Annotated in this window: 25 protein-coding genes and 1 tRNA gene; 12 read left to right on the forward strand and 14 right to left on the reverse strand. The window is 64.9% G+C overall.

Features of this window, described 5'->3' with window-relative positions; genetic code table 11:
- Positions 1-47: 47 nt before the first annotated feature.
- On the reverse strand, positions 48-1622 hold the full coding sequence (locus EN846_RS15520; RefSeq protein WP_127309616.1) for an alkaline phosphatase: 1575 nt from the start codon (positions 1620-1622) through the stop codon (positions 48-50).
- A 257-nt stretch (positions 1623-1879) separates the two neighbouring features.
- Positions 1880-3163, reverse strand: coding sequence for an MFS transporter (locus tag EN846_RS15525; protein ID WP_127309617.1), 1284 nt, complete (start codon positions 3161-3163; stop codon positions 1880-1882).
- Positions 3164-3240: 77 nt separating this feature from the next.
- Here EN846_RS15525 and EN846_RS15530 point away from each other — a divergent pair, with 77 nt between their 5' ends.
- Both EN846_RS15530 and EN846_RS15535 read left to right on the forward strand, forming a co-directional pair.
- Complete coding sequence (locus tag EN846_RS15530; RefSeq protein ID WP_127309618.1) at positions 3241-3849, forward strand: TetR/AcrR family transcriptional regulator; 609 nt, start codon at positions 3241-3243, stop codon at positions 3847-3849.
- Positions 3850-3891: 42 nt separating this feature from the next.
- Entirely contained in the window at positions 3892-4482 is a 591-nt protein-coding gene (locus EN846_RS15535; protein WP_127309619.1) for a hypothetical protein, read from the forward strand.
- Between the two features lie 270 nt (positions 4483-4752).
- Here the strand turns inward: EN846_RS15535 and ppa are convergent, their stop codons facing one another.
- The 6 genes from ppa to EN846_RS15575 all read right to left on the reverse strand — a co-directional run bounded on the left by ppa (position 4753) and on the right by EN846_RS15575 (position 9322).
- Complete coding sequence (gene ppa, locus EN846_RS15545) at positions 4753-5286, reverse strand: inorganic diphosphatase (RefSeq protein ID WP_127286597.1); 534 nt, start codon at positions 5284-5286, stop codon at positions 4753-4755.
- A 103-nt stretch (positions 5287-5389) separates the two neighbouring features.
- Positions 5390-5896, reverse strand: coding sequence for a GNAT family N-acetyltransferase (locus EN846_RS15550; protein WP_127286598.1), 507 nt, complete (start codon positions 5894-5896; stop codon positions 5390-5392).
- A 242-nt stretch (positions 5897-6138) separates the two neighbouring features.
- The gene (locus EN846_RS15560; RefSeq protein ID WP_127286600.1) at positions 6139-6777 is read right to left on the reverse strand and encodes a TPM domain-containing protein; all 639 of its coding nucleotides are present in this window, start codon (positions 6775-6777) and stop codon (positions 6139-6141) included.
- Positions 6778-6782: 5 nt separating this feature from the next.
- Positions 6783-7670, reverse strand: coding sequence for a YgcG family protein (locus EN846_RS15565; RefSeq protein WP_127392093.1), 888 nt, complete (start codon positions 7668-7670; stop codon positions 6783-6785).
- A 4-nt stretch (positions 7671-7674) separates the two neighbouring features.
- Positions 7675-8511: a YgcG family protein gene (locus tag EN846_RS15570; RefSeq protein ID WP_127392092.1), complete on the reverse strand. Its 837-nt coding sequence runs from the start codon at positions 8509-8511 to the stop codon at positions 7675-7677.
- 178 nt (positions 8512-8689) lie between these two features.
- A complete protein-coding gene (locus EN846_RS15575; RefSeq protein ID WP_127286603.1) occupies positions 8690-9322 on the reverse strand; it encodes a LemA family protein in 633 nt (210 codons plus the stop codon).
- Positions 9323-9487: 165 nt separating this feature from the next.
- Between EN846_RS15575 and EN846_RS15580 the strand changes: the two genes are divergently transcribed.
- From EN846_RS15580 to EN846_RS15605, 6 genes are all read left to right on the forward strand, one after another.
- Positions 9488-9739 carry a hypothetical protein gene (locus tag EN846_RS15580; RefSeq protein WP_127394005.1) on the forward strand — a complete coding sequence of 84 codons (252 nt, stop codon included), beginning with the start codon at positions 9488-9490 and terminating at the stop codon, positions 9737-9739.
- 12 nt (positions 9740-9751) lie between these two features.
- The gene (gene pdxY, locus EN846_RS15585; protein ID WP_127394004.1) at positions 9752-10636 is read left to right on the forward strand and encodes a pyridoxal kinase PdxY; all 885 of its coding nucleotides are present in this window, start codon (positions 9752-9754) and stop codon (positions 10634-10636) included.
- A complete protein-coding gene (locus EN846_RS15590; RefSeq protein ID WP_127394003.1) occupies positions 10633-11403 on the forward strand; it encodes a DUF429 domain-containing protein in 771 nt (256 codons plus the stop codon). Before pdxY ends, EN846_RS15590 begins: the two co-directional genes overlap by 4 nt.
- A 140-nt stretch (positions 11404-11543) precedes the next feature.
- A complete protein-coding gene (locus EN846_RS15595) occupies positions 11544-12188 on the forward strand; it encodes a carbonic anhydrase (protein ID WP_127394002.1) in 645 nt (214 codons plus the stop codon).
- Positions 12189-12196: 8 nt separating this feature from the next.
- Positions 12197-12610, forward strand: a complete 414-nt coding sequence (locus EN846_RS15600; protein WP_128346043.1) for a nuclear transport factor 2 family protein — start codon at positions 12197-12199, stop codon at positions 12608-12610.
- 90 nt (positions 12611-12700) lie between these two features.
- Positions 12701-14749 carry a M3 family metallopeptidase gene (locus EN846_RS15605; protein WP_127392374.1) on the forward strand — a complete coding sequence of 683 codons (2049 nt, stop codon included), beginning with the start codon at positions 12701-12703 and terminating at the stop codon, positions 14747-14749.
- A gap of 159 nt (positions 14750-14908) precedes the next feature.
- Here EN846_RS15605 and EN846_RS15610 read toward each other — a convergent pair whose 3' ends face one another.
- The 4 genes from EN846_RS15610 to EN846_RS15625 all read right to left on the reverse strand — a co-directional run bounded on the left by EN846_RS15610 (position 14909) and on the right by EN846_RS15625 (position 19632).
- A complete protein-coding gene (locus EN846_RS15610) occupies positions 14909-16381 on the reverse strand; it encodes a M81 family metallopeptidase (RefSeq protein ID WP_127392375.1) in 1473 nt (490 codons plus the stop codon).
- 80 nt (positions 16382-16461) lie between these two features.
- Positions 16462-17289, reverse strand: coding sequence for a carbohydrate ABC transporter permease (locus EN846_RS15615; protein ID WP_127392376.1), 828 nt, complete (start codon positions 17287-17289; stop codon positions 16462-16464).
- Positions 17286-18155: a sugar ABC transporter permease gene (locus EN846_RS15620; protein ID WP_128346042.1), complete on the reverse strand. Its 870-nt coding sequence runs from the start codon at positions 18153-18155 to the stop codon at positions 17286-17288. Before EN846_RS15620 ends, EN846_RS15615 begins: the two co-directional genes overlap by 4 nt.
- Before the next feature lie 241 nt (positions 18156-18396).
- Positions 18397-19632, reverse strand: a complete 1236-nt coding sequence (locus tag EN846_RS15625) for a sugar ABC transporter substrate-binding protein (RefSeq protein ID WP_127392378.1) — start codon at positions 19630-19632, stop codon at positions 18397-18399.
- A 149-nt stretch (positions 19633-19781) separates the two neighbouring features.
- Here EN846_RS15625 and EN846_RS15630 point away from each other — a divergent pair, with 149 nt between their 5' ends.
- From EN846_RS15630 to EN846_RS15640, 3 genes are read left to right on the forward strand one after another with little or no spacing between them, the layout of a single operon-like run.
- A complete protein-coding gene (locus EN846_RS15630; RefSeq protein ID WP_127392379.1) occupies positions 19782-20582 on the forward strand; it encodes an SDR family oxidoreductase in 801 nt (266 codons plus the stop codon).
- Between the two features lie 2 nt (positions 20583-20584).
- Positions 20585-21652 carry a sn-glycerol-3-phosphate ABC transporter ATP-binding protein UgpC gene (gene ugpC, locus EN846_RS15635; protein WP_127310238.1) on the forward strand — a complete coding sequence of 356 codons (1068 nt, stop codon included), beginning with the start codon at positions 20585-20587 and terminating at the stop codon, positions 21650-21652.
- Between the two features lie 30 nt (positions 21653-21682).
- Positions 21683-22564 carry a MurR/RpiR family transcriptional regulator gene (locus tag EN846_RS15640; protein ID WP_127392380.1) on the forward strand — a complete coding sequence of 294 codons (882 nt, stop codon included), beginning with the start codon at positions 21683-21685 and terminating at the stop codon, positions 22562-22564.
- A gap of 276 nt (positions 22565-22840) precedes the next feature.
- Here EN846_RS15640 and EN846_RS15645 read toward each other — a convergent pair whose 3' ends face one another.
- Together EN846_RS15645 and EN846_RS15650 are read right to left on the reverse strand one after the other, a co-directional pair.
- On the reverse strand, positions 22841-23167 hold the full coding sequence (locus EN846_RS15645; RefSeq protein WP_127392382.1) for a DUF167 family protein: 327 nt from the start codon (positions 23165-23167) through the stop codon (positions 22841-22843).
- A 9-nt stretch (positions 23168-23176) separates the two neighbouring features.
- Positions 23177-23467: a YggT family protein gene (locus EN846_RS15650; RefSeq protein ID WP_127286979.1), complete on the reverse strand. Its 291-nt coding sequence runs from the start codon at positions 23465-23467 to the stop codon at positions 23177-23179.
- Between the two features lie 149 nt (positions 23468-23616).
- On the opposite strand from EN846_RS15650, the gene EN846_RS15655 reads away from it, so the two are divergent.
- Positions 23617-23692: transfer RNA gene (locus EN846_RS15655), tRNA-Ala, on the forward strand.
- Positions 23693-23720 lie beyond the last annotated feature (28 nt).

Genomic DNA, 23720 nt, shown 5'->3' on the forward strand with positions numbered 1-23720 from the left:
CGAGTCAGAAAACGCCAGCAGATGGCCGCCGGATTTCCAACAGTCTCCTAAGCCGAGCGCACCGGGTCGAGCGTCACCTTGTAGAGCTCGTTGTCGTCGCGATCCATCAGCCGCACCGTCAGCTGTTCGGTTGCGCCTGAAATGTCGACCAGGCCGAAGAACTGCAGGCCGGCCGACGGCGGCAGGTTCTGGCCCTGCTCGGCGGTCGGCGCCTTGATGAACTTCAGCTCCGGGCCGAAGGTCATGTCGAAATCGTTGGGACCGAACGTGCCGGCATGGATCGGGCCGGAGACGAATTCCCAGAACGGATTGAAATCCTGGAACTGCGCCTTTTCGGGATTGTAGTAATGCGCGGCCGTGTAGTGGACGTCGGCGGTCAGCCACACCGTGTTGCTGATGCCGGCGTTCTTGATGTAGCGCAGCAGGTCGGCGATCTCGAGCTCGCGTCCCCTGGGCAGGCCGTTGTCGCCATTGCTGACGGCCTCGCCGCCCACCTTCTTGGTGCCGTCGTTCCACACCACCAGCCCAAGCGGCATGTCGGCGGCAATGATCTTCCAGGTCGCCCTGGAATTCGCGAGTTCCCGCTTCAGCCATTTGGTCTGCTGCTCGCCCAGCATGCGCGATTCCGGCGTCATCGTGTCCTGCATGTCCGGGCCGTTCGGGCCGCGATAGGAGCGCATGTCGAGGAAGAACACGTCGAGCAGCGGCCCATAGGCTATTTTGCGATAGACGCGGCCGGGCTCGGCCGGCTCGTAGCGGATCGTCGTCATCTCGTGGAAGGCGCGCGCCGCGCGTGCCGCCAGCACATGGATGGATTTCTCCGAGTAGCGGTCGTCGCTGCCGAGATCCTTGGAATCCGACCAGTTGTTGACCACCTCGTGGTCGTCCCACTGGTAGAAGGTCGGGCAGATGGCGGAGAGGGCGAGCACATTCCTGTCCATCATGTTGTATTTCCACTGCGCCCGATATTCGTCGAGCGTCTGCGCCACCTTGCGCTTCTCGTCGATCAGCACGGCGTTCTTCCACTTGCCGCCGCCGGGCAGGTCGACCTCGTCCTTCATCACGCCATCGGCATAGATCGTGTCGCCGGAATGCAGGAAGAAATCCGGCGTGTGCTTGCCGATGGTGGCGTAGGTCTTCATGCCGGTCTCGTCGATGCCCCAGCCCTGGCCGGCGGTATCGCCCGACCAGGCGAAGCGGATGTCGCGCTTGGAGGCCGGCGCGGTGCGGAAGCGGCCGACGATCGGCTCGGAAACGGCGTTGATGTCGGCGAGGTCGGCCGCGGTCATGCGATAGAAGATGTCCTGGTCGGCGGCGAGATCGGTGAGCAGCCGCTTCACCGTGTAGTCGCTGGCCGGCGACGTATCGAGCGGCGCGAGCCTGGTGGCGTTGGCGAAGCTCTCCGTCGACGACACTTCGAACATCACGCGCGCCGGACGGTCCGTGCGCGTCCACACCATGCCGCTTGAGGCGTCGACGTCGCCGGACTGGACGCCATGGGTGAAGGCAGGCCGCTGGCTGGCGCGCGAATAATAGGGCAGCGCGAGGCCCGAGGCGCCGACCAGGCCGAATGCGCTCGCCGAGGTGACGAAGGCGCGGCGGGTCATCGAGATCTTGTTCATGGCTGTCTCCTGGATGGCGTTTAACGTCGCCCCCAAGCTCCCGCCTCAATGTTTCAGGCGCATCTCGGAACCATGAAGTTTTGATAACAATGAACAGGCCTTCCCTTCTTCCCTTGTGGGAGAAGGTGGATCGGCGCGCAGCGCCGAAACGGATGAGGGGTGCGCGACTGAGTGAGACGGTGGCGTTCCCTGGAGCACCCCTCATCCGTCGCCTTCGCCGACACCTTCTCCCACAAGGGAGAAGGAAAAGTCGCGCCCTACGCCGCCTGCGGCTCCGGCTCGAACGCCGGCCTGCTCGTGTTGATCAAGAGCGAGATACAGGCCGCCGCGATTGCTGTCATGCCGGCGATCATGAAGGCCAGCTCGTAATTGCCCTGCAGCTCGCGCATCGTACCGCCGAAGGCGGCGGCGGCCGCAGCACCCACCTGGTGGCCGGCGACGATCCAGCCGAAGACGATCGGGCCGCTGCGGTCGCCGAAGGCCTCGTTGGCGAGCCTCAGGGTCGGCGGCACGGTGGCGATCCAGTCGAGCCCGTAGAGCACGGCAAAGATGATCAGGCTGACCGCCGAGAAGCCGGAATAGGGCAAGTAGATCAGCGACAGGCCGCGGACGGCATAGTAGACGCCGAGCAGCTTGCGCGGGTCGAAACGGTCGGTGAGCCAGCCGGACAGCGTCGTGCCGATCAGGTCGAAGATGCCCATCATCGACAACAGGCCGGCCGCCTGCACCTCGCCGATGCCCATGTCGCCGCAGAAGGCGATGAGATGCGTGCCGACCAGCCCGTTGGTGGTGAAGCCGCAGACGAAGAAGGTGGCGAACAGGTACCAGAACACCCGCGTGCCGGCGGCGCGGCGCAACGTGCCGAGCGTATGCGCCAGGAAATTGCCCTGCGAGGCCGGCGACACCGGCGGCACGTCGTTCGGCTCGGCGCCATAGCGCACCTGGCCGATCGAGGCTGGACGCTCCGGCACCAGCAGCCACACCACCGGCACCAGCGCCGCGGTGGCGATCGCGATGGCGATGGCGACCGGCTTCCAGCCACCCGCCTGCGCCAGCGAGGCGAGCAACGGCAGGAAGACAAGCAGGCCGGTGGCGCTCGAAGCCGACATCAGGCCCATCACCAGGCCGCGATTGGTCTTGAACCAGCGATTGACGATGGTGGCGCCGAGCACGGTGGCGACCGCGCCCGAGCCGATGCCGGAGAACACGCCCCAGGTGATCAGCAGATGCCACGGCTTGGTCATCAGCAGGCTGAGCGCCGTCGAGCCCGACATCACCAGCAGTGAGATAAGCACCGTGCGGCGCAGCCCGATCCGCTCCATCAGCGCGGCGGCGAACGGCCCGGTCAGGCCATAGAGGAAGATGCCGATCGCGGCCGCCAGCGAGACGACGTCGCGCCGCCAGCCGAAGCTCTCCTCCAGCGGCAGCATCATGACCGACGGCGCCGAGCGAAGCCCGGCCGCGATCAGCAGGCAGAGAAAGATGACGCCGACCACGACGAAAGCGTAGCGCTGGCCAAACGGACGAGACTGAGCTATCATGTTACTGACCGGTACGTTGCAATTGGATGGCGCTATGAATACGTACCGGTCAGTAACATTGTCAAGCGAGTCGTTGCATGCCACCGGACAAAAAAATTGAAGCGTCCATCAGCACGGCTCACGCCCCGAAGGCGGCCGACAAGATCCTCGACGTGGCGCGCGACCTGTTCTATCGCGAGGGCATCCGCGCGATCGGCGTCGACGAGATCGTCAAGCGCGCCGGCGTCACCAAGCCCAGCCTCTACCGCAGCTTTCCCTCGAAGGACGAGCTCGCCGCCTCCTATCTGCGCAAATACGACCTCGAATTCTGGGAACGCTTCGACGAGGCGGTGGCTGCGCATCCGGGCGACCCGCGCGCGCAGATCGTGGCTTTCCTGACCCGCGTCGGCAAACGCACGCAAAAGCCCGACTATCGCGGCTGCGGCATGACCAATGCGGCGGTGGAATATCCCGACCATAGCCATCCGGCACGCGTGGTCAGCGAGGCCAACAAGCAGGAACTGCGCCGCCGCCTGCGCGCCATGGCGAGCGCGATGGGCGCCGCCGATGCCGACACGCTGGGCGACGGCCTGCTGCTGCTGATCGAGGGCGCCTATATCAGCGGCCAGCTGTTCGGCCGCGGCGGACCGGCGGCGTCGGTCGCCCGCAACGCCGACTTGCTGATCGAGGCGAGCTTGAAGAAATAGCGATTGGCGGTACGCTGCGGCACCTCACCGGAGTTGTCCGCCATGCGCGCTGTTCTGATCCCGCTTGTCCTTGCCGGTCTCTGCCAGGGGGCCCATGCCGGCGACATATCCAGCGCCTACACCGATCTCGACTGGGAGAAGGACTGCGTGACCTATGCGCAGGCTGCCGAGGGCGAGGGCGATTGGGCGAGCCTCGCCTGCTCAGGCTATCGCGGCTATCCGGTGCTGATCGGCTACGACGACGCCCGCGAATCGCTGTTCTATGGGTTCCCGTCGAGCGACATGACCTCGGTCTGGGAAAGCTTCTCCGGTCTCAACACGGCCGGGCTCAAGGTCGAATGGCGCATCGAGACCAATGGCGACGTCGCCATTCCATTCGCCGTCATCCACCGCCGCGAGGTCAGCAAGCCCGACGGCGAGGACAAGCCGATCCAGGTCCTGGTCGTCGCCAAGGTCGCCCAGCCGGACACCCAGCAGGGCTGCACGATCGGCCTGGTGCTGGCCACCGGCAATCCGCAGGCCAACGACCAGGCGCGCAAGCTCGCCGACGAGAAGGCGAAAGGCTTCGCCTGCGGCAAGGACAAGCGCGTGCTGATCGGCAACCCGCCTGACTTTGGCCGCGTGGATAACTGACTTATTACGTCTCGGGGACGACCGCATGAGGAGGGCCGTTCCATCGCAGATAGGCGCTGCCGCCCATTGCCCTGCCGGGCATTTCTCCCCGTATAGTGACCGGGAGAAAGGTGCTCTGATCGATGATTTCGCCAATCGACAACGCCGCCAAACGAACGTCGAGGCTGCGGCAATCTCCCTTCTCCCCGTCACTATACGGGGAGAAGGTGCCGGCAGGCGGATGAGGGGCGGCGCCGACGCTTAGCGGTTTGCGCACATCCCCAGCATATCCTACTTCGCCGCCTTCGCCCGTTCGATCGCGTCGACGATCATCTTCTTGGCGTATTTGGAATCGTGCCAGCCCTCGATCTTGACCCACTTGCCGGGCTCGAGATCCTTGTAGTGCTCGAAGAAGTGCTGCACCTGATCACGCGTGATCTCGGGCAGGTGCGTGTATTCGGTGACGTTCTCGTAGCGCAGCGTCAGCTTGGGCGACGGCACCGCGATCACCTTCTCGTCCTGGCCGGCATTGTCTTCCATGATCAGCACGCCGATCGGCCGCACGTTGATGACGCAGCCCGGCACCAGAGCGCGCGTGTTGCAGACCAGCACGTCGATCGGATCGCCGTCGCCCGACAGCGTGTGCGGCACGAAGCCGTAATTGCCGGGATAGCGCATGGAGGTGTGCAGGAAGCGGTCGACGAACAGCGTGCCGGCCTCCTTGTCCATCTCGTATTTGATCGGCTCGCCGCCGATCGGCACCTCGATGATGACGTTGACGTCTTCCGGCGGGTTCTTCCCGGTGGCAATCGCTTCGATGCGCATGGCTCAAATCCCTCTCTCGATTTGTCAGACCGATAGCGGCGGAAGCGTCATGGTGCAATGCGGCGAATCGTGCGGGGACAATAACGACGCCGGAACGCGGCATTCATTCCCAGACGAAGGCGACCTTCTTCAGCGCCTTTTGCTCGAAGATCTCGACGCCTTCAGCGATGTCGCGGCCGCCGGCGCCGGCATAGAAGGCAAGCGCGTTCTGGTTGTCCTCGAGCGCCCACACGACCATACCTTTCAGCCCGTGATCGGCGAGCCGCGCGCGCGCCGCCCTGAACAGCCGGCTGCCGAGCCCGATCCCCTGGTATTCCGGGCGCAGGTAAAGCTCATAGATTTCGCCCTGCTGCCTGAGCTCGCGGGCGCGGTTCTTGCCGATCGTGGCGTAGCCGGCGATCGTGCCGCCGATCTCGACCACCAGCACGGTGGCGGCACGGCGAATCGCATTCGCCCACCAGTCGGGGCCGCGGCGGTTGATCATCGAGGTCAGCGTGCGATGCGGGATAATGCCTGAATAGGCGCCGCGCCAGGCCTCCTGGTGCACGTCGGCGATCGCGCCGGCATCGCGCGGCTCGGCTTTCCTGATATCGATGATCAGCGTGTTCATGATTGCTTAACCATAAACCCGCATCGCCCGATTGCAAAGAGTCCGGCCAGCCACTCCCATCCTTTCGCACAGGCGGATGATACGCCGACGAGGAGGGCAGAGCCTGGCTGGAAACGCGCTCTGCCGAGGCGGATGGCGTGGTTTTCGAGAACCGAAGCGAAGCGGACTTTCTGGTCCGTGAGCATCGGAAGCGCAGAAAACCGCTTCAGGCGTCCGGCAGAGTAGCGTTTACAGGCAGGCTCTCAGATCTCGACGAGATGATCGTCGAGCTCGTTGGCATCGCCCGCCGTGACAGGGAAATGTTCGGCCAGTACCGCGCCCACCGATTCGACGGCCTTGATGAAGCCGTCGGCGAGCCGGTCGTCGCCGGCGTGCGCGGTAAGGTCGCGGACCACGCCGTCCCAGACATTCTGGCCGACCTTGCTGTTGATGCCGGCATCGGCAACCACCTCGGCGTAACGCTCGGCGATCGAGACGAAGATCAGCACGCCGGTACGCGCCGCGGTGCGATGGACGTTGCGGGCAAGGAACTGCTTGACCGCGTTGAGGTGCGCCGCCTGGTAGCGCAGGTGGTGCGGCACGAAATGGATGCGCAATCCCGGCAGCGCCCACAAAAGCAGCAGCGCCGAGGCCAGCGCCAGCAGCTCGGCGAAAACGAAATGCGGCAGGCGGATCGACAGCCACCAGGCCTCCAGCCCATAGGCGACGGCAAGGCTGACGATGAGCGTGCCGAGCGTCACCATGAAGGCGGCGGGAAAGAAATAGCCGTCGCTGGCATGCGCCACCACGCAGTAGATCTCGCCGTCGGTCCTCGTCTCGGCGGCGCGGATCGCCCCGGCGATGCGCTCATGATCCTGCGGGCTGATCGGTCGTGTTGCCATCTTTCTCACCAGCTCCCTGAAGACCCGCCGCCGCCGGACGAGCCGCCGCCGCCCGAGAATCCGCCGCTCGAACCGGACGACCAGCTCCCGCCTGAACTCCCGGACGACCAGCCGCTGTCGGAACTGCCCGTCGACCAGCCGCTGCCGCCGCTGGTCGTCCAGCCACGGCTTGAAGTCCGCGCGCCGCGACCATAGCGAAAGGTCATGCCCAGCCATCGATACACGCCCGGCGACAGTTGCGTGCCGAAGATCGGCGGCAGGAACGCCATCGCCAGGCCACCGAGAAATATCGTCGCCCACAGGATGATGAACAGCATGAGGATGGGATCTGCCGGGCTGTCATTGGCCGGATTGCGCTTGCCGCGCGCCTCGAGCTCCTCCGGATTGCCCGCCAGCACCATGATCATGTCGTCGACGGCTTTGCTGATGCCGCCGGAGAAATCGCCGGCGCGGAAGGCCGGCACCATGTCGTTCTCGATGATCAGCTTGGTGTGCAGGTCCGTCAGCGTGCCTTCGAGCCCGTAGCCGACCTCGATGCGCATCTTGCGGTCGTTCTTCGCCACCAAGAGAAGCACGCCGTTGTTTTCCTTGGCCTGACCGAGCTTCCAGAAGCGGAACAGCCGGTTGGCGTAGGGCTCGATCTCCTCGCCACCGAGGCTGGGGATGGTCGCGACGACGATCTGGTCGGAGCCTTTTGTCTCGAAATCGGCCAGCTTCTGCGTCAGCGCGGCCTTGGTCGCGGCATCGATCAGGCCGGCATTGTCGACGACACGGCCGGTGAGCGCCGGCAGTTCGGCGGCATGGGCAGCTAGAGGAGAGAAAAGAAACGCCACGGCGACCAGCAAGGCGCCCGCGGTGCGGCATGGGAATCCTGGCAGGGCGCGGCCGCTCATCGCCTCACCAGCTTCCCGAGGAGCCGCCGCCGCCGGACGAACCGCCGCCGCCGGAAAAGCCGCCGCCGCTCGAGGACCCGCTGGAACTTCCCGAGGACCAGCCGCCGCCGCCGGACGAGCGCTTGCCGGGCTCGAAGGTCATGCCGAGCCAGCGATAGCGGCCGGGGCCGATCCTCTGGCCGAAGATCGGCGGCAGGATGGAGCTGGCAAGGCTTAAAACGAGGATGGTGATCCAGACGGCGATGAAGATCGAGAAGAACAGATCGTCGGGATTGAACGGCGCCTGCTCGTTGCGCTTGCCGCGCGCCTCCAGCTCTTCCGGATTGCCCTCCAGCACCATGATCATGTCGTCGACGGCCTTGCTGATGCCGCCCGAGAAATCGCCGGCGCGGAAGGCAGGCACCATGTCGTTCTCGATGATCAGCTTGGTGTGCAGGTCGGTCAGCGTGCCTTCCAGCCCATAGCCGACCTCGATGCGCATCCTGCGGTCGTTCGGCGCCACCAGCAGAAGCACGCCATTGTTCTCCTTCGCCTGGCCGAGCTTCCAGAAGCGGAACAGCCGGTTGGCGTAAGGCTCGATCTCCTCGCCGTCGAGGCTGGGAATGGTCGCGACGACGATCTGGTCGGAGCCCTTCTGCTCGAAATCGGCCAGTTTTTGCGTCAGCGCGGCCTTGGTCGCGGCGTCGATGATGCCGGCATTGTCGACGACGCGGCCGGTGAGAGCGATGAGATCGGCGGCGAAGGCGGTGAGCGGGAGGAGGAGGAGGCTGGCAAGAAGGCCAAGAAGAGTGAGGTAGGCGCGAGGCCCCCCTCTCTGTCCTACCGGACATCTCCCCCTCAAGGGGGGAGATTGGCAGTTTTGACGCCGGCTCTCCCCTTGCAGTGTTGGAGATTGGCGAAGGCTAAGACGACATCTGATCTCCCCCCTTGAGGGGGAGATGTCCGGCAGGACAGAGAGGGGTGTTTGCACGCCTGCGGTCCGTCTTTTCGCGGAATTGTCTTGCGACGACAGCCGAAACTTAACCGCCCTGCTTGGTGCCGAAATCGACCTTCGGCGGCTGCATCTTGTCTTCGTCGACGGTGAAGTTGGCGAAGGGCTCGTTGCTGCGGAACCAGAAGGTCGCCCACAGCACCGACGGGAAGGTCCTGAGCGTCAGATTGTAGTCCTTGACCGCCTGGATGTAGTCGCGTCGCGCCACCGCGATGCGGTTCTCGGTGCCTTCGAGCTGCGCCTGCAGGGCGAGGAAATTCTGGTTGGCCTTGAGATCGGGATAGGCTTCCGACACCGCTATCAGCCGCGACAGCGCGCTGGTCAGCCCGGCCTGGGCATCCTGGAACTTCTTGAGGGCTTCGGGATCCTTCAGCGTTTCCGGCGTCACCGTGATTTGCGTCGCCTTGGCGCGCGCCTCGACCACCGCGTCGAGCGTATCCTTCTCATGCGCGGCGTAACCCTTCACCGTCTCCACCAGGTTGGGGATCAGGTCGGCGCGACGCTGGTACTGGTTCAGCACCTCGCTCCAGGCCGCCTTGGCGTTCTCCTCCGCCGTCGGGATGGTGTTGTAGCCGCAGCCGGCGAGCAGCGGCAGCACGACGGCCATCACCAGCAGGGCCGGCAGATGACGGAAGGGGGAGGAGAGGCGCTGGGCAAACATGATCTGGGTCCCTCGTCGGAAGTTGCACCCGAAGCATTACCACAATCCGCCCGCAAGAAAATGACCTCGGCCGCAAAGCTTCCGCTGCCATCCCGCTGCCATGCAGCCAGGCCCTGTGAATGGCCGGGCGAACAGGCTAAGGTCCCGGCAAAACAGGACATTGCCATGGCCAAGCGCCAGGACAGCGACACCGAATCGCGCCGCATTCTCGAGCGCGTGGAACGGGAGACCAGCCCGGGCGGCACCTCGTTCATCACCCGGACCGCCAAGGGCGCGCGCGACCATGTCAGCGCCGCGGACGCCGACCGTTCGGATCCGATCGACTATTGGGGCACCCGCATCGGCCGGGTGCTGGGGCTTCTCATCGCCATCGGCCTGCTCGCCTGGCTGGTGTATTTCGCCACGCGTGGCGGTTAGGACTGAAAATCCATGAACGCTGAAAAAGCCGGCGCGCCGCGCGCGGTCATCGTCATCTCGAGCCATGTCGCCCGCGGCTCGGTCGGCAACCGCGCCGCCGTCTTCGCGCTGGAGACGCTCGGCTTCCCGGTCTGGGCGGTGCCGACCGTCGTCCTGCCCTGGCATCCGGGCCACGGCCGGGCGACCCGCATCGTGCCGCCGCTCGACCAGTTCAAGGCGCTGATGGCCGATCTCGAGCGCGCGCCCTGGCTGGGCGAGGTCGGCGCGGTGCTGTCCGGCTATCTCGGCGAGGCTGGCCAGGCCGAAGCTGTCGCCTCGCTGGTCGCCGCCGTCAAGGAAAGGACGCCCAACGCCGTCTATATCTGCGATCCGGTGATGGGCGATTCCGGCGGGCTCTACGTGCCGGAACCCACGGCCATCGCCTTGCGCGACCGGCTGATGCCGATCGCCGACATCGCCACGCCCAACCGCTACGAGCTGGAATGGATGGCCGGCGCGCCGCTCCCAGACCTGAAATCGGTGGTGGCGGCCGCCCTTCACGCCGGCCCCTCCACCATGCTGGTGACCTCGGCGCCGTCGATGATGGCCGGCGGCACCGGCAACCTGCTGCTCGATTCCAGGCAGGCGCTGCTTGCCGAGCATCGCATCATCGATAAGCCGCCGAACGGGCTGGGCGACCTGACGGCGGCCGTCTATCTGGCACGCGTCCTCTCCGGCCAGTTGCCGATCAAGGCGCTGCAGTCGACCACGGCCGCCGTCTACGAGATCCTGGCGCGCACTGCCAAGCGCGGTGGCGACGAGCTGCAGCTCGAGACCGATGCGCAGAGCCTGTCGCACCCGATGGCGATGGTGCAGCTGCGCCACCTCCTGCATCCGGGGCGGGACAAGCGGGCGTGACCACCGACGGCCGCATGCTGGTCGGCGTCGACGGCTGCAAGGCCGGCTGGATCGCCGTCCATCGTCATCCGGATGCCGCCCCTTCGGTCTCCGTCTTTCCAGGCTTTGCCGCTTTGCTTGCCGCATTGCCCGCCAGCGCCACGATCGCCGTCGACATGCCGATCGGCCTGCCGGATTCTTCGCAAAAAGGCGGGCGCGGGCCGGAAGCGCTGGTGCGGCCACTTCTCGGCGGTCGGCAATCCAGCGTGTTCTCGATCCCCTCGCGCGCAGCGCTCTATGCCGAGATCGATGACTTCACCACGGTCGAGGCCTGGTATGAAGCGCATCGACGCGCCAGCGAAGTCGCCAAGGTGCGTTCGGATCCGCCGCGTGGCGTGTCGATCCAGGCCTTCGGCATATTCTCCAAGATCCGTGAGATCGATTCCCTGCTGATCGCGCGGCCGGACCTGCGCGACCGCGTCTTCGAATCGCATCCCGAGGTCGCCTTCTGCCGGCTGAACGGCGGCAAAGCCATGGCGCTGCCGAAAAAGGTCAAGGGCGCGATCAACCCCGCCGGCATGGAGGAGCGCAAGGCGCTGCTATGCCGGCATGGCTATGAAAAGAGCTTCCTCGACCAGTCGGCGCCCAAAGGTGCCGCCGCCGACGATTTCCTCGACGCGGCAGCGATGATGCTGATCGCTGGCCGCATCGCCAGCGGCGAGGCAAGACCGCATCCGGACCCGCCGCTGACCGACCGTTTCGGCATTCCCGTAGCCATCTGGGCATGACCCGGCCATGCGCGCCGCATCGCGATTGCGACGGAGCCATCCGCAATTCGGCATTGCTCGCGACGGGCTTTTGCCGTTAGAGGGCTTCCGGATTGAACTGTGCAGCTGCCTCCAGCCCCCCGGAAAGGCTTTAGCCGCCCATGCCCCATCTTCCTGAGCATCTCCTCAACGGCTATCGCAATTTCATGAACGGCCGCTACCTCGCCGAAAGTGGGCGCTACCGCTCGCTGGCGCGCGAAGGCCAGGCGCCCGAGACGATGATCGTCGCCTGCTGCGACTCCCGCTCCGCCCCGGAGGCGATCTTCGACGCCGGACCGGGCGAGCTGTTCGTGCTGCGCAATGTCGGCAATCTGGTGCCCCCCTATGCGCCGGACGGCGAGTTCCATTCGACCTCGGCCGCGCTCGAATTCGCCGTGCAAAGCCTTAAGGTCAAGAACATCGTGGTGATGGGCCATGGCCGCTGCGGCGGCATCCGTGCCGCCCTCGACCCCAACTCGGCGCCGCTCTCGCCCGGCGACTTCATCGGCAAGTGGATGAGCCTGATCGCCCCAGCCGCCGAGACCGTCTCGTCCAGCACCTTCATGACGGCGACCGAGCGCCAGACCGCCCTGGAGCGCATCTCGATCCGCTATTCGATCGCCAACCTCCGGACCTTCCCCTGCGTTTCCATCCTCGAAGGCAAGGGCAGATTGTCGCTGCATGGCGCCTGGTTCGACATCTCGACCGGCGAGCTTTGGGTGATGAACAAGGAGACCGGCGATTTCGAGCGGCCGGATCTGGGGTGAGGCCGGCGATGCGGATCGTTTTCCGGGGACCCGCGATAGCCGCCGCGCTGCTCTTTTCGGCGCTCGCCGCCCGCGCCGATGACGGCGCGCTGATCGATCGCTGGTATTCGGCGCTGCTCGTCGCCGATCGAACGGAGCTGTCGGATTTGCTCGCCGACGACGTGCGGATCAAGCTCGACGACCTCGGCGTCGTGCAGACCAAGCAGGAGTTCATCGCCTCGATCGACGATTGGCAGGGCGCTGTCGCCGGCGCCACGATCCGTCATCGCATCGAGAAGTCGGAAGCCGGTGTCACCACGGTGATCGCCTGCTACGACTTCCCCAGCAATGACATGCTGATGCGCGAGACCTTCTCCGTCGCCGGCAATCGCATCACCGCCAGCTCGCAGGCTGCGATCGCCGAGAGCTGCGAAACCTACTGACCAATCCCGATCCGGTTGCAAGGTTGCGCGCGACAGGCCCGCACCCTACATCGGTCTCGCCTCCCATTGCCACCAATCGAAAGTTCTTCCATGTCATCAGCCGTCGATCTCGTCGCCCATCCGCTGACCAAATGGCAAGGGCCGCTCGACCTGCCGGATTTTGCGCGCATCGGCGACGGCGATTTCGGCCCGGTCTTCGACGCGGCGCTGAAGGCGCATGAGGCCGAGATCGATGCGATCGCGGGCAACAGCGAGACGCCCACCATCGAAAACACGCTGGCCGCACTGGAACTCGCCGGCGAGCCGCTCGACCATGTCTCATCGATCTTCTGGTGCCGGGCCGGCGCCCACACCAATGAGGACATCCAGGCGCTGGAGCGCGATATCTCGCCGAAAATGTCGCGGCATTTCTCGGCGATCTCGATGAACGAAAAGCTGTTCGCGCGCATCGACGATCTCTACCAACGCCGCGAAAGCCTGAAGCTGGACGCCGAGACGCTGCGCGTGCTGGAAAAGACCTGGAAGGGTTTTGTCCGCTCGGGCGCCAGGCTCGACGCCGACGGCAAGAAACGACTGGCCAGGATCAACGAGGAGCTGTCCTCGCTCGGCACCAGCTTCGGCCAGAACGTGCTGGCCGACGAACGCGACTGGGCCCTGTTTCTCGACGAAGCCGATCTTGCCGGCCTGCCGGATTTCCTGAAAAGCGCCATGGCGCAAGCCGCCGAGATGCGCGGCCAGAAGGGTCGCTATGCCGTGACGCTGTCGCGCTCGATCTACGAGCCGTTCTCGACCTTCTCGGAGCGCCGCGACCTGCGCGAGATAGCCTTCCGCGCCTTCACCATGCGCGGCCAGAACGGCGGCGCCTCCGACAACACGTCGGTTGTTCGCGACATGCTGAAGCTGCGCGCCGAGAAGGCAAAATTGCTCGGCTACGGCTCCTTCGCGGCGCTGAAGCTCGACGACACGATGGCCAAGACGCCGAAGGCGGTGCACGCGCTGCTCGACCCGGTCTGGGAGAAGGCGCTGGAGAAGGCGGCGAGCGACCAGAAGGAATTGGAGCGGCTGGCGGCAGAGGCCGGCAGCAACGAAAAATTCGCCGCCTGGGACTGGCGCTTCTACCAGGAGAAGCTGCGCGCCGAAAAATTCGCCTTCGACGAGGCGGAGCTGAAGCCTTATCTGCAGCTCGACCACATCATCGAGGCCTGTTTCGATGTCGCGACGCGGCTGTTCGGCATCAGCTTCGAGGAGAGAAAGGGCATCGCCGCCTGGCATCCGGATGCGCGTGTTTTCGTGGTGAAGAATGCCGACGGCAGCGAGCGCGGCCTGTTCCTCGCTGACTATTTCGCCCGGCCGTCAAAACGATCCGGCGCCTGGATGAGCGCGCTGAAATCCGGCTACACGCTCGGCCACGGCTCGCAGCCTGTCATCTACAACATCATGAACTTCGCCAAGCCGCCGGCCGGCGAGGCCGCCCTGCTGTCGGTCGATGAGGCGAAGACCCTGTTCCACGAATTCGGCCATGCGCTGCACGGCATGCTGACCGGGGTCACCTGGCCCTCGGTTTCCGGCACGTCGGTGAGCCGCGATTTCGTCGAACTGCCCTCGCAGCTCTACGAGCACTGGCTGACGGTGCCGGCGGTGCTGGAAAAGCACGCGCTGCATGTGAAGACCGGCAAGCCGATGCCGCAGGACCTGCTCGACAAGATGCTGGCCGCCCGCACGTTCGGCGCCGGCTTTGCCACGGTCGAGTTCACGGCCTCGGCGCTGATCGACATGGCCTATCACGCACGCCCGGACGCGCCATCCGAGCCGCTTCGTTTCGAGACCGAAACGCTCGACAGACTGGACATGCCCGACACCATCGCGATGCGCCACCGCACCCCGCATTTCGGCCATGTCTTCGCCGGCGACGGCTATTCGGCCGGCTACTACTCTTACATGTGGTCGGAAGTGCTCGACGCCGACGCCTTCGCCGCCTTCGAGGAGACAGGCGATCCCTTCAACCCGGCGCTGGCCGAGCGGCTCAAGCAAAACATCTACGCCGCCGGCGGCTCCAAGGATCCGGAAGAGCTCTACACCGCGTTTCGCGGGAAAATGCCGTCGCCGGAGGCGATGATGGTGAAGCGCGGGTTGGTGTAGCGCAGATAATCTCCCCCCTCGAGTGGGAGATGGCCGCAAAGCGGCCAGAGGGGGTCGGTTCGACTGGACGCGACCTCCTGCGGCAGATGGAGGCTAGCGCTTCACGCGCGAGGACCCCCTCTGTCGCCTTTGGCGACATCTCCCCCTCAAGGGGGGAGATTAGAGCCACGGGTCCTTCACCCTCGGCCAAACCGGCCGCGTCAGCTTCCTGTAATCCGTCACCGCCGGATTGCTCGGATAGGAACTCGGCGCCGAGACATAGATGATCTCGGCGGCGATCGGCGCGAAGCCGGCATAGAAATGGTTGGTCGATTTGATCAGCAGGATGTCCTTCGACAGCGGATCGATGCCGATGTTGGAGAAAATGTCCGGTTCGAAGGTCTGCGTGCGGTTGGTGTTGAGGATGACATCGACTTCGGTGCCTTCGATGCGAACCACCGCGGCCGACCCAAGCGTCACCCGGCTTGGCCCGAAACTCTGCCAGCCTTCGCCGACCGCCCTGAGCACCTTGACGCGCGCATCGATCGGCTCGCCTGCCAGTGGCCCGGCCTTGCCGCCGAAGCGCAGATCGATGACGGCGCCCTCGCCTGCCGCATGACAGAACGTCACCGCGATTGGATCCCAGATGGTCGCCATGCCGACATTGCTGATGCCGCGCACGAGCAGCTCGCGCAGCACGACGGTGCCGTCGCCGGCAACGCCGCCGCCGGGATTGTCCCAGATGTCGGCGATGACCACCGGCCTGTCCGGATTCTCCTTGCGCACGGCAAGCGCGCGCTCGATGCCGTCGGCCGTGTTCAGCATCGTCATCGCCGTCTTTTCGCGCATGGCGTAAAGCTCGCGCCCCAAGCTTTCCGCCAGCGCATCGCCCTTTTCCTTGTCGTTGTCGGTGACGACCAGGATGCGCGTGCCCATCTCGGGCACGTCGGCGGCCATGAAGCCATGGATAACCGAGACCGACAGCACGCCGTCCTTGCCGTGCAGCGCCTTGATGCGGTCGACGAAGGAGCGCATCGGCTCGCGGCTGGTCGGCAGCACCTGGATCATGCGGCAGTCGAAGGTCGAGATGACCGGCTTGATCTCGCCGCGCGCCGCGGCAAGACCGAGCTCGACGACATGCTCGCCGCGCTCGTAGAAGTCGGTGTGCGGGAATTCGAGGAAATAGGCTATGATGTCGGACGCCGCCACGCGCTTCGGCGTCAGATGGCTGTGCGGGTCGAATTCGCAGGCGATCACCCCCTTCGGCCCGACGATGGCGCGCACGCGTTCGAGCAGATCGCCCTCGCAATCGTCATAGCCCTGCGCCACCATCGCGCCATGCAGCCCGAGGATGACGGCATCGACCGGCAGCGCCGCCTTGAGCTGGTCGAGGATCTCGTCACGCAGCGCCTCAAAAGTCTGCCGCTGGACCAGACCGCCGGGCTCGGCCCAGGTGGCGGTGCCTTCGATGACGGTCAGCCCTTCCTCAGCGGCGCGCCGGCGCAGCGCCACGATCGGCGAGGAGCACAGCGTCGGCGTTTCCGGATGCTTGCCCGGTCCGGCATAGAAGGCCATCTCGAACGAAGCCCGGTCGGTCGGCACCGGCGAGAAGGTGTTGGTTTCCGTCGCCAGCGAAGCGGTGAAGATACGCATGAAAGCTCCGTGATGAACTTTTGTTTTTCGCAATTCCGGACGGAAAACCACTGCACACTTTTCCTGGAATTGCTGGATTGCTATTTGACAGCCCCGAGCGCCAGGCCGCGGACCAGGTAGCGCTGCAGCCAGATGAACAGGATCGCCACCGGCAAGGTGGCGAGTAGCGTGGCGGCCATGACATGGTGCCATTCGATCGTGTAGCGGCCGGCGACCAGCGAAAAGACCTGGATCGGCAGCGTGTAGCTTTCCTGGCTGCGCAGCATGGTGAGCGCGACGACGAATTCGTTCCAGGCGTTGATGAAGGTGAAGATCGCCGTCACCGCGATCGCCGGCAGGCAAAGCGGCAGGAACACTTTTCGCAAGGTCAGCCAGCGGCCGGCGCTTTCCATCCAGGCGGCCTCCTCGAGGTCGCGCGGGATGGTGTCGAAATAGCTCTGCAGCATCCACACGGTGAAGGCGACGTTGAAGGCCATGTAGATGAAGCCCAGCGCCGTCGTCGATTCGACCAGCCCCCAGGCCGCCATTAGCCTGAACAGCCCGAGCACCAGCACGATCGGCGAGATCATCTGCGAGATCAAAAGGAACTGGCGGAAGGCGCCGTAGCCGGCAAAGCGGAAGCGCGACATGGCGTAGGCCGCGGGCACCGAGATTAGGATGGCGCCGACGGTGGCGATCACCGACACATAGAGCGAGTTGACGAGCGCCTGGCCGAATCCGGTCGCCACCCACATGTCGGCAAAATTCGACCAGCGGAATTCGCTCGGCCACCAGGTCGGCGACAGCACTTCGGCCCGCGGCTTGACCGCGGTAAGCAGCATCACCGCGAACGGGAAGATCGTCACCACGATCAGCGGCGACAACAGCAGCCAGGCGATGATCGTGCGCTTCAGCTTGCCGTTGCTCATGTGCGCTGCTCCCGCATCGCGAGCCGCACATAAATCATGGTGAAGACGAGCAGGATGGCGAACATCACCAGCGACACCGCGGAAGCCTCGCCCAGTTTGCCGATGCGGAAAGCGAGCTTGTAGAGGTGTGTGACCAGGATGTCGGTGGAGTTCGCCGGCCCGCCCTGCGTCATCACCCAGATGATCGGGAAGGAGTTGAAGACGTAGATGGTGTTGAGCACGATGGCGATGTTGATGAACGGTTTTAAGAGCGGAAAGGTGATCTCGCGGAACAGCTGCAGCGGCGTGGCGCCCTCGAGCGCCGCCGCCTCGTAGAGGTCGTCCGGGATCGACGACAGGCCGCCGAGGAAGATGGTCGTGGTGAACGGCACCGTCACCAATATGCCGATCAGCACCTGCATCGGGAAAGCGGTCTCGGCGCTTGCCAGCCACTGGATGTTCTGGCTGATCAGGCCGAGCCCCATCAGCGCCGAATTCAGCATGCCGCTTTCGCCGTTGAGCGCCCAGCGCCAGACCACCGCCGTCATCGTCAGCGACACCGCCCAGGGCAGCATGATGATGACCCGGGCGAGGCCGCGGCCGTAGAAATCGGTGTTGAGGATCATCGCCACCGGGATCGACAACAACAGCGCGCCGCCGACCACCAGCACCGTCCACAGCCCGGTGCGCCAGAGCGCGGCCATGAAATCGGGATCGGCAAACAGCGCCGAGAAATTGGTCAGGCCGCTGAAGTCGCGCAACTGGCCGAAGCGGCTGACGTCATGCGTCGAGATCTGGATCAGGTCCCAGACCGGCCAGAAGATGACGACGGCCGCCAGAAACAGGCTGGGCAAGGTCAGCAGATAGGGCAGGAAACGATTTTGCATCGGCTGGTTTGTACCGCTTTGCCGGTGGAGATTGGATTTCTGGCTTAACAGATCGACATAATCCCGCCTCGCTCTTCTCGGGGCGCCGTTTCAAGGATTCCTTGCAAGCGTCGACGCTGCTCTCACCCACCTGCCGGTCCTCCGCAGCGGCTGCGGTAGATCGCCCTTCGATCGGGGGAGAGGAAGGTGTGGCGCGCTCCGACGGGGGTGGGGCGCGCCACGGGCGTCGGGAGTGAACGCCCTATTTCTTCAGCACGCCATTGGCCTTCTCCGCCGCCTCCTTCAAGGCAGCCTCCGGCTCGGCGCTGCCGAGATAGATCTTCTGCATCGCGTCGGAGGTGATCTGGGCGATCTCCTCCCAGCCCGGGATGACCGGCGCGAAGCGGGCGTCGGGCAGCAGCGCGGTGAAGGCGGCGAGGTCGGCATTGTTGACGTAATAGTCCATCTTCGCCTCCTCCTTGTTCACCGGCAGGAAGCCTTCGCCTTGCGTGAACTTGGCGCGCTGCTCCTTGGTGAACAGGAAGTCGAGCAGCTTCCAGGCCTCGTCCTTGTTCTTGGAGTTCTTGAACATGATGATGGAGTCGGTGACGCCATAGGTGCCGCGCGCGCCGGTCGGCCCGGCCGGGATGGCGGCGACGCCGTATTTCAGGTTCGGCGCTTCTTCCTTGATCTGGTTGGACAGGAAGGGCGCGGTGATCATCATGCCGACCTTGCCCTGCTTGAACAGATTCTGCACGTCCTCGCGGTTGTTGGAGGTGACGCCGGGCTCGGTCAGGCCCTCGTCGATCATCGACTTGTAGAGCTTGGCGGCATCGAGCGCGCCCTGCGTGCCGAGGCCCGACGTGCCGTCCTTGTTGAGGATCTCGGTGCCCTGCGACCACATCGCGTAATAATAGTAGACGTCGGTCTCGATCTCCTTGCCCTGCAGGCCGAAGCCGAAAGTGCCGGAGCCCAGCGCCTTGATCTTGCGGGCATCTTCCTGCAGCTCGGTCCAGGTGGCCGGCGGCTTGGCGATGCCGGCCTTCTCGAACAGTTCCTTGTTGTAGTACATGGCGCGCGCCGAGGCGGCGATCGGCAGGCCGTAGGTCTTGCCCTCCATGATCGACGGCGACAGGAACGTGTCGATGAAGCGGTCCTTGAAGTCGGGCGTGATGTAGCCGTCGAGCGGCTCGGCGACATCCTGCTGCACGAAGTCGATCAGCCAGCGCGTGCCGATGATCGACAGGTCGGCATTGGTGCCGGCGGTGATGTCGGTGGTCAGCTTCTGCAAGAGCACCTCCCACGGCACCACTTCGAACTTGACGGTGATGCCCGGGTTGGCCGCTTCGAATTCCTTCTTGACGTCCTGGAAATAGGGGCCGGTCTTGGCGCTGTATTCGGCAACGGTGACGCGCACCTCGCCAGCGTCGGCCGGCGCCGCGAAGGCCAGCATGCTCATTCCGGCCATCAGGCCGACAGTCCATTTCGCAAGGCTCATCTGATCTCTCTCCCATTTGATGCGCATCTGCGCCTGCGCTCCAAGGGGCACAGGATTTATGTGACTTTCCTACATTATCCATCATTTTGCCTTCTGCAAGCAATTTTTCATGTTGCTTAATTACATATCGTTCAGTAGCCTTCTGCCGTATGTCTGACGTGGGCGGAGGAGCGAGCGCGGTGGTTTCAAAGGCCGAATTCGAGGGCAGGACGGCCGTGGTCACAGGGGCTGGCGGCGGCCTTGGGTCGGCGATCGTGGCGCTGCTTGCCGAACGCGGCGCCCGCGTCGTCGGCTGCGACCAGTCGAACGAGGCGCTGGCCAGCCCGCATCTTGCCTCGCGCCACGTCTTCGACCTGCTCGACCGCGCGTCGGTCGAAACAGCCATCGCCGAAATCCTCGATCGCGACGGCGTTCCCGACATCCTCATCAACAATGCCGGCTGGACGCGCGCCGAAACGCTTGGCGCGCTGACGGCGGACAGGATCGAGCGTGAGCTCGACCTCAACCTGACCGGCGTGATGACTTTCGCCGACCCGCTCATCAAGGCTATGGCCAAGCGCGGCGCGGGCAGCGTCGTCTTCATCTCCTCCGTCAACGCGATTTCACATTTCGGCAATCCCGCCTATGCCGCCGCCAAGGCAGGCATCAACGCCTACGCCAAGGCGGTCGCCGTCGAACTCGGCCGCAGCGGCGTGCGCGCCAATGTCGTCTGCCCGGGATCGATCCGCACCGCCGCCTGGGATCATCGCCTGGCCAAAGACCCCGAAATCCTCGCCAAGCTGAAGCGGCTCTACCCGCTCGGCCGCATCGTCAACGCATTGGAAGTGGCGGAGGCGGTGGCCTTCCTTGCCTCCGATCGCGCATCGGGCGTAACAGGCGTGGTGATGCCGGTGGATGCAGGGCTGACCGCCGGCTGCCTGCCTTTCATTGACGGCATTTTGGGAGCGTGACCATGACCGACGTCCAGTTCCGCAACCTGTCGAAATCGTTCGGCCACCACCAGATCCTCGAGAACATCGACCTCGAGATCGAAAGCGGCGAGTTCGTCGTGCTGGTCGGGCCTTCCGGCTGCGGCAAGTCGACCTTGCTGCGCATGCTGGCCGGGCTGGAGACGATCAGCTCGGGCGATCTCATGATCGGCGGACTAAGAGCCAACGACCTGCCGCCGCAGAAGCGCAACATCGCCATGGTGTTCCAATCCTACGCGCTGTTTCCGCACCTGAAGGCCGCCGACAATATCGGCTTCGGCCCGAAGATCCGTGGCGAGACGCGCGCTGCAGTCGACGATAAGGTGAAGAAGGCCTCCGGCGTTCTTAACCTCTTCTCCTATCTCGACCGCTATCCGAGGCAACTGTCGGGCGGCCAGCGCCAGCGCGTCGCCATGGGCCGCGCCATCGTGCGCGAACCTTCGGTGTTCCTGTTCGACGAGCCTTTGTCCAACCTCGACGCGCAATTGCGCGTGCAGATGCGCACCGAGATCAAGGCGCTGCACCAGCGGCTGAAATCGACCATCGTCTATGTCACCCACGACCAGATCGAGGCCATGACCATGGCCGACCGCATCGTGGTGATGGATCACGGCCGCATCCAGCAGGTCGGGCCGCCGCTGGAACTCTATGACAGGCCGGCCAACAAATTCGTCGCCGGCTTCATCGGCTCGCCGTCGATGAGCTTCGTGTCCGGAGCATTGAAATCGACCGCAACCGATGCCTGGTTCGAGACCAGCGGCGGCGGCCGCCTGGCGCTTGCCGGCAAGGCGGCGCCCGCCGGCGATGCGGTGGAGGCTGGCATCCGCCCCGAGCATTTCGTCATCGGCGGCGCCGGCGAAGCGATCGCCATCGATGTCGACGTCGTCGAGCCGACCGGTTCGGAAACCCATGTCTACGGCTCGGTCGGCGGCGACACGGTGCGCGCGGTGTTCCGCGACCGGGTGCAGGTGCGGCCGGGCGACCGCCTGCCGGTCACGGTCGAGCCGCGCAACATCCATCTGTTCGACAAGGCGACGGGCCTGCCGCTATGAAGTCACCCCGATGAAGACGAAGCCACGCACATGAAGACGCCTGCCGACATCATCACGCGGCTGCAACTGATGTCGCAGGACGGCACCAAGTCGGACCGTCGGCTGGCCGGCCTCGTTCTGTCCGACCTCGACTTCGCCTCCAAGGCGGCGATCTCGGAGATCGCGGCGCGTGTCGGCGTCAGCGAGCCGACTGTCACCCGCTTCTGCCGCAACCTCGGCTGCGAAGGCCTGCGTGATTTCAAGTTCTACCTGGCGCAGGCGATCGCCATCGGCGGCCAGTACCTGTCGCCGGAGCCGCTGAGCCGCGACGCCCGCGAGCAGCGCATCGCATCCGCCATCACCGAGGCGGCGATATCGGCCATCCAGCGCGCCAGCGAGAGTCTCGACATGACGACGCTGGTCGGCGTCGCCGCGCGCATTGCAACCTCGGGCAACGTCTTGTGCATCGGCTCCGGCGGCATCTCCTCGATGATGGCGACCGAAATGCAGAACCGGCTGTTCCGGCTAGGCCTGCCGGTGCTGGCGCAGATCGACGGACAGTTGCAGCGCATGTATGCCGCCGTCGCCACGCCCGAGACCACGCTTGTCGCCTTTTCGGTGTCGGGCTATGCGCGATCGGTCATCGAGGCGGTGCAGGTCGCCCAGCAATATGGCGCCACAACGGTCGCCGTCACCGCCCCGGACTCCGCGCTCGCCAAGGCCGCCGACACGGTCATCCATCTGCAGTCGTTCGAGGACGGCAACATCTACAAGCCGACCTCGTCGCGCTATGCGCTGCTCGCCATCATCGACATGATCGTGACCTCGGTCGCCGAGACACGCGGCCCGAAGGTGCTGGAGAACCTGCGCCGCATCAAGCAGAGCGTGAACACGCTGAAGGTCGACGACCCGCGCCTGCCGCTGGGGGATTGAGGGGTCATCTTTCCATGGTCACGGGATGCCGAATGGGGACATTCGGTGAGAACCGAGCCAATCCTGGAATCGTCGCGCCGCCCTCATCCGCCTGCCGGCACCTTCTCCCCGTAAACGGGGAGAAGAGGGCTGGCCGCGCCCGCAGCGCAATTTTCTGCAACGTTTATGGTTGGCGAAAACGCCGGCGACGGCATCTTTCTCCCCGTCACTATACGGGGAGAAATGCCCGGCAGGGCAATGAGGGGCAGCGCCGACCGACGATATGATTAGCAGCCATCAATGCGGTTTGCCTTGGCCGCCGCTCAATGCCTCGATGCGCTTCGCCAGCTCAGCCGCATCTCCCACTATCCGCAGCGTCTTCAGCCGCGCCGTGCCGCCGGCGACGACCGCGACGGCCGACGCCGGAACGCCCAGCGCCTTGGCAACCAGTTTTACCAGCGCGGCATTCGCGGCGCCGTTTTCCGGCAGGGCGCGCACGCGGGCCTTGAGGTGGCTTCTGCCGTCGGCTGTCGTCTCGACGCCCTCGATCCGATCGAGCGCCGCCTTCGGCGTCAGCCGGACGCACAGGTCGATGCCGTCGTCGCGCGAGCGGAACGGCGGCATGCTCATGCCTCAGACGACCAGCGACAGCACCGTGGTCAGCAGGAACTGGCGGATGAAGAAAATGATCAGCAAGAGGATGATCGGCGAGATGTCGACGCCGCCGAGATCGGGCATGAAACGGCGGATCGGCCTGAGCGCCGGTTCGGTCAGCCTGTAGAGCACGTTGCCGATGGTGCCGACGAACTGGTTGCGCGAGTTGACGACGTTGAAGGCATAGAGCCAGGAAAAGATCGCCGAGGCGATGATGATCCACCAGTAGAGGTCAAGCGCCATGACGATGGTCTGAATAAGGGCGATCATGCCGGTCTCCAATTGTTGCCGACATGTAGCCATTGCCGGCCAAAGCGGCAAGAGCCGCCTTGCGCGCATGCCGGAGCGGACGGCAAATGTCGGGTCGTTTCGCCTTGACACGAAACGGTCGCGCCCGATAAATGCGCCATCCGCTGGACGGGGCTGTAGCTCAGCTGGGAGAGCGCATCGTTCGCAATGATGAGGTCAGGGGTTCGATCCCCCTCAGCTCCACCAGCGGATAAGCAAGAGCGGGATAAAGCAT

The organism is Mesorhizobium sp. M4B.F.Ca.ET.203.01.1.1 (assembly GCF_004791025.1).
Lineage (GTDB): Bacteria > Pseudomonadota > Alphaproteobacteria > Rhizobiales > Rhizobiaceae > Mesorhizobium > Mesorhizobium abyssinicae.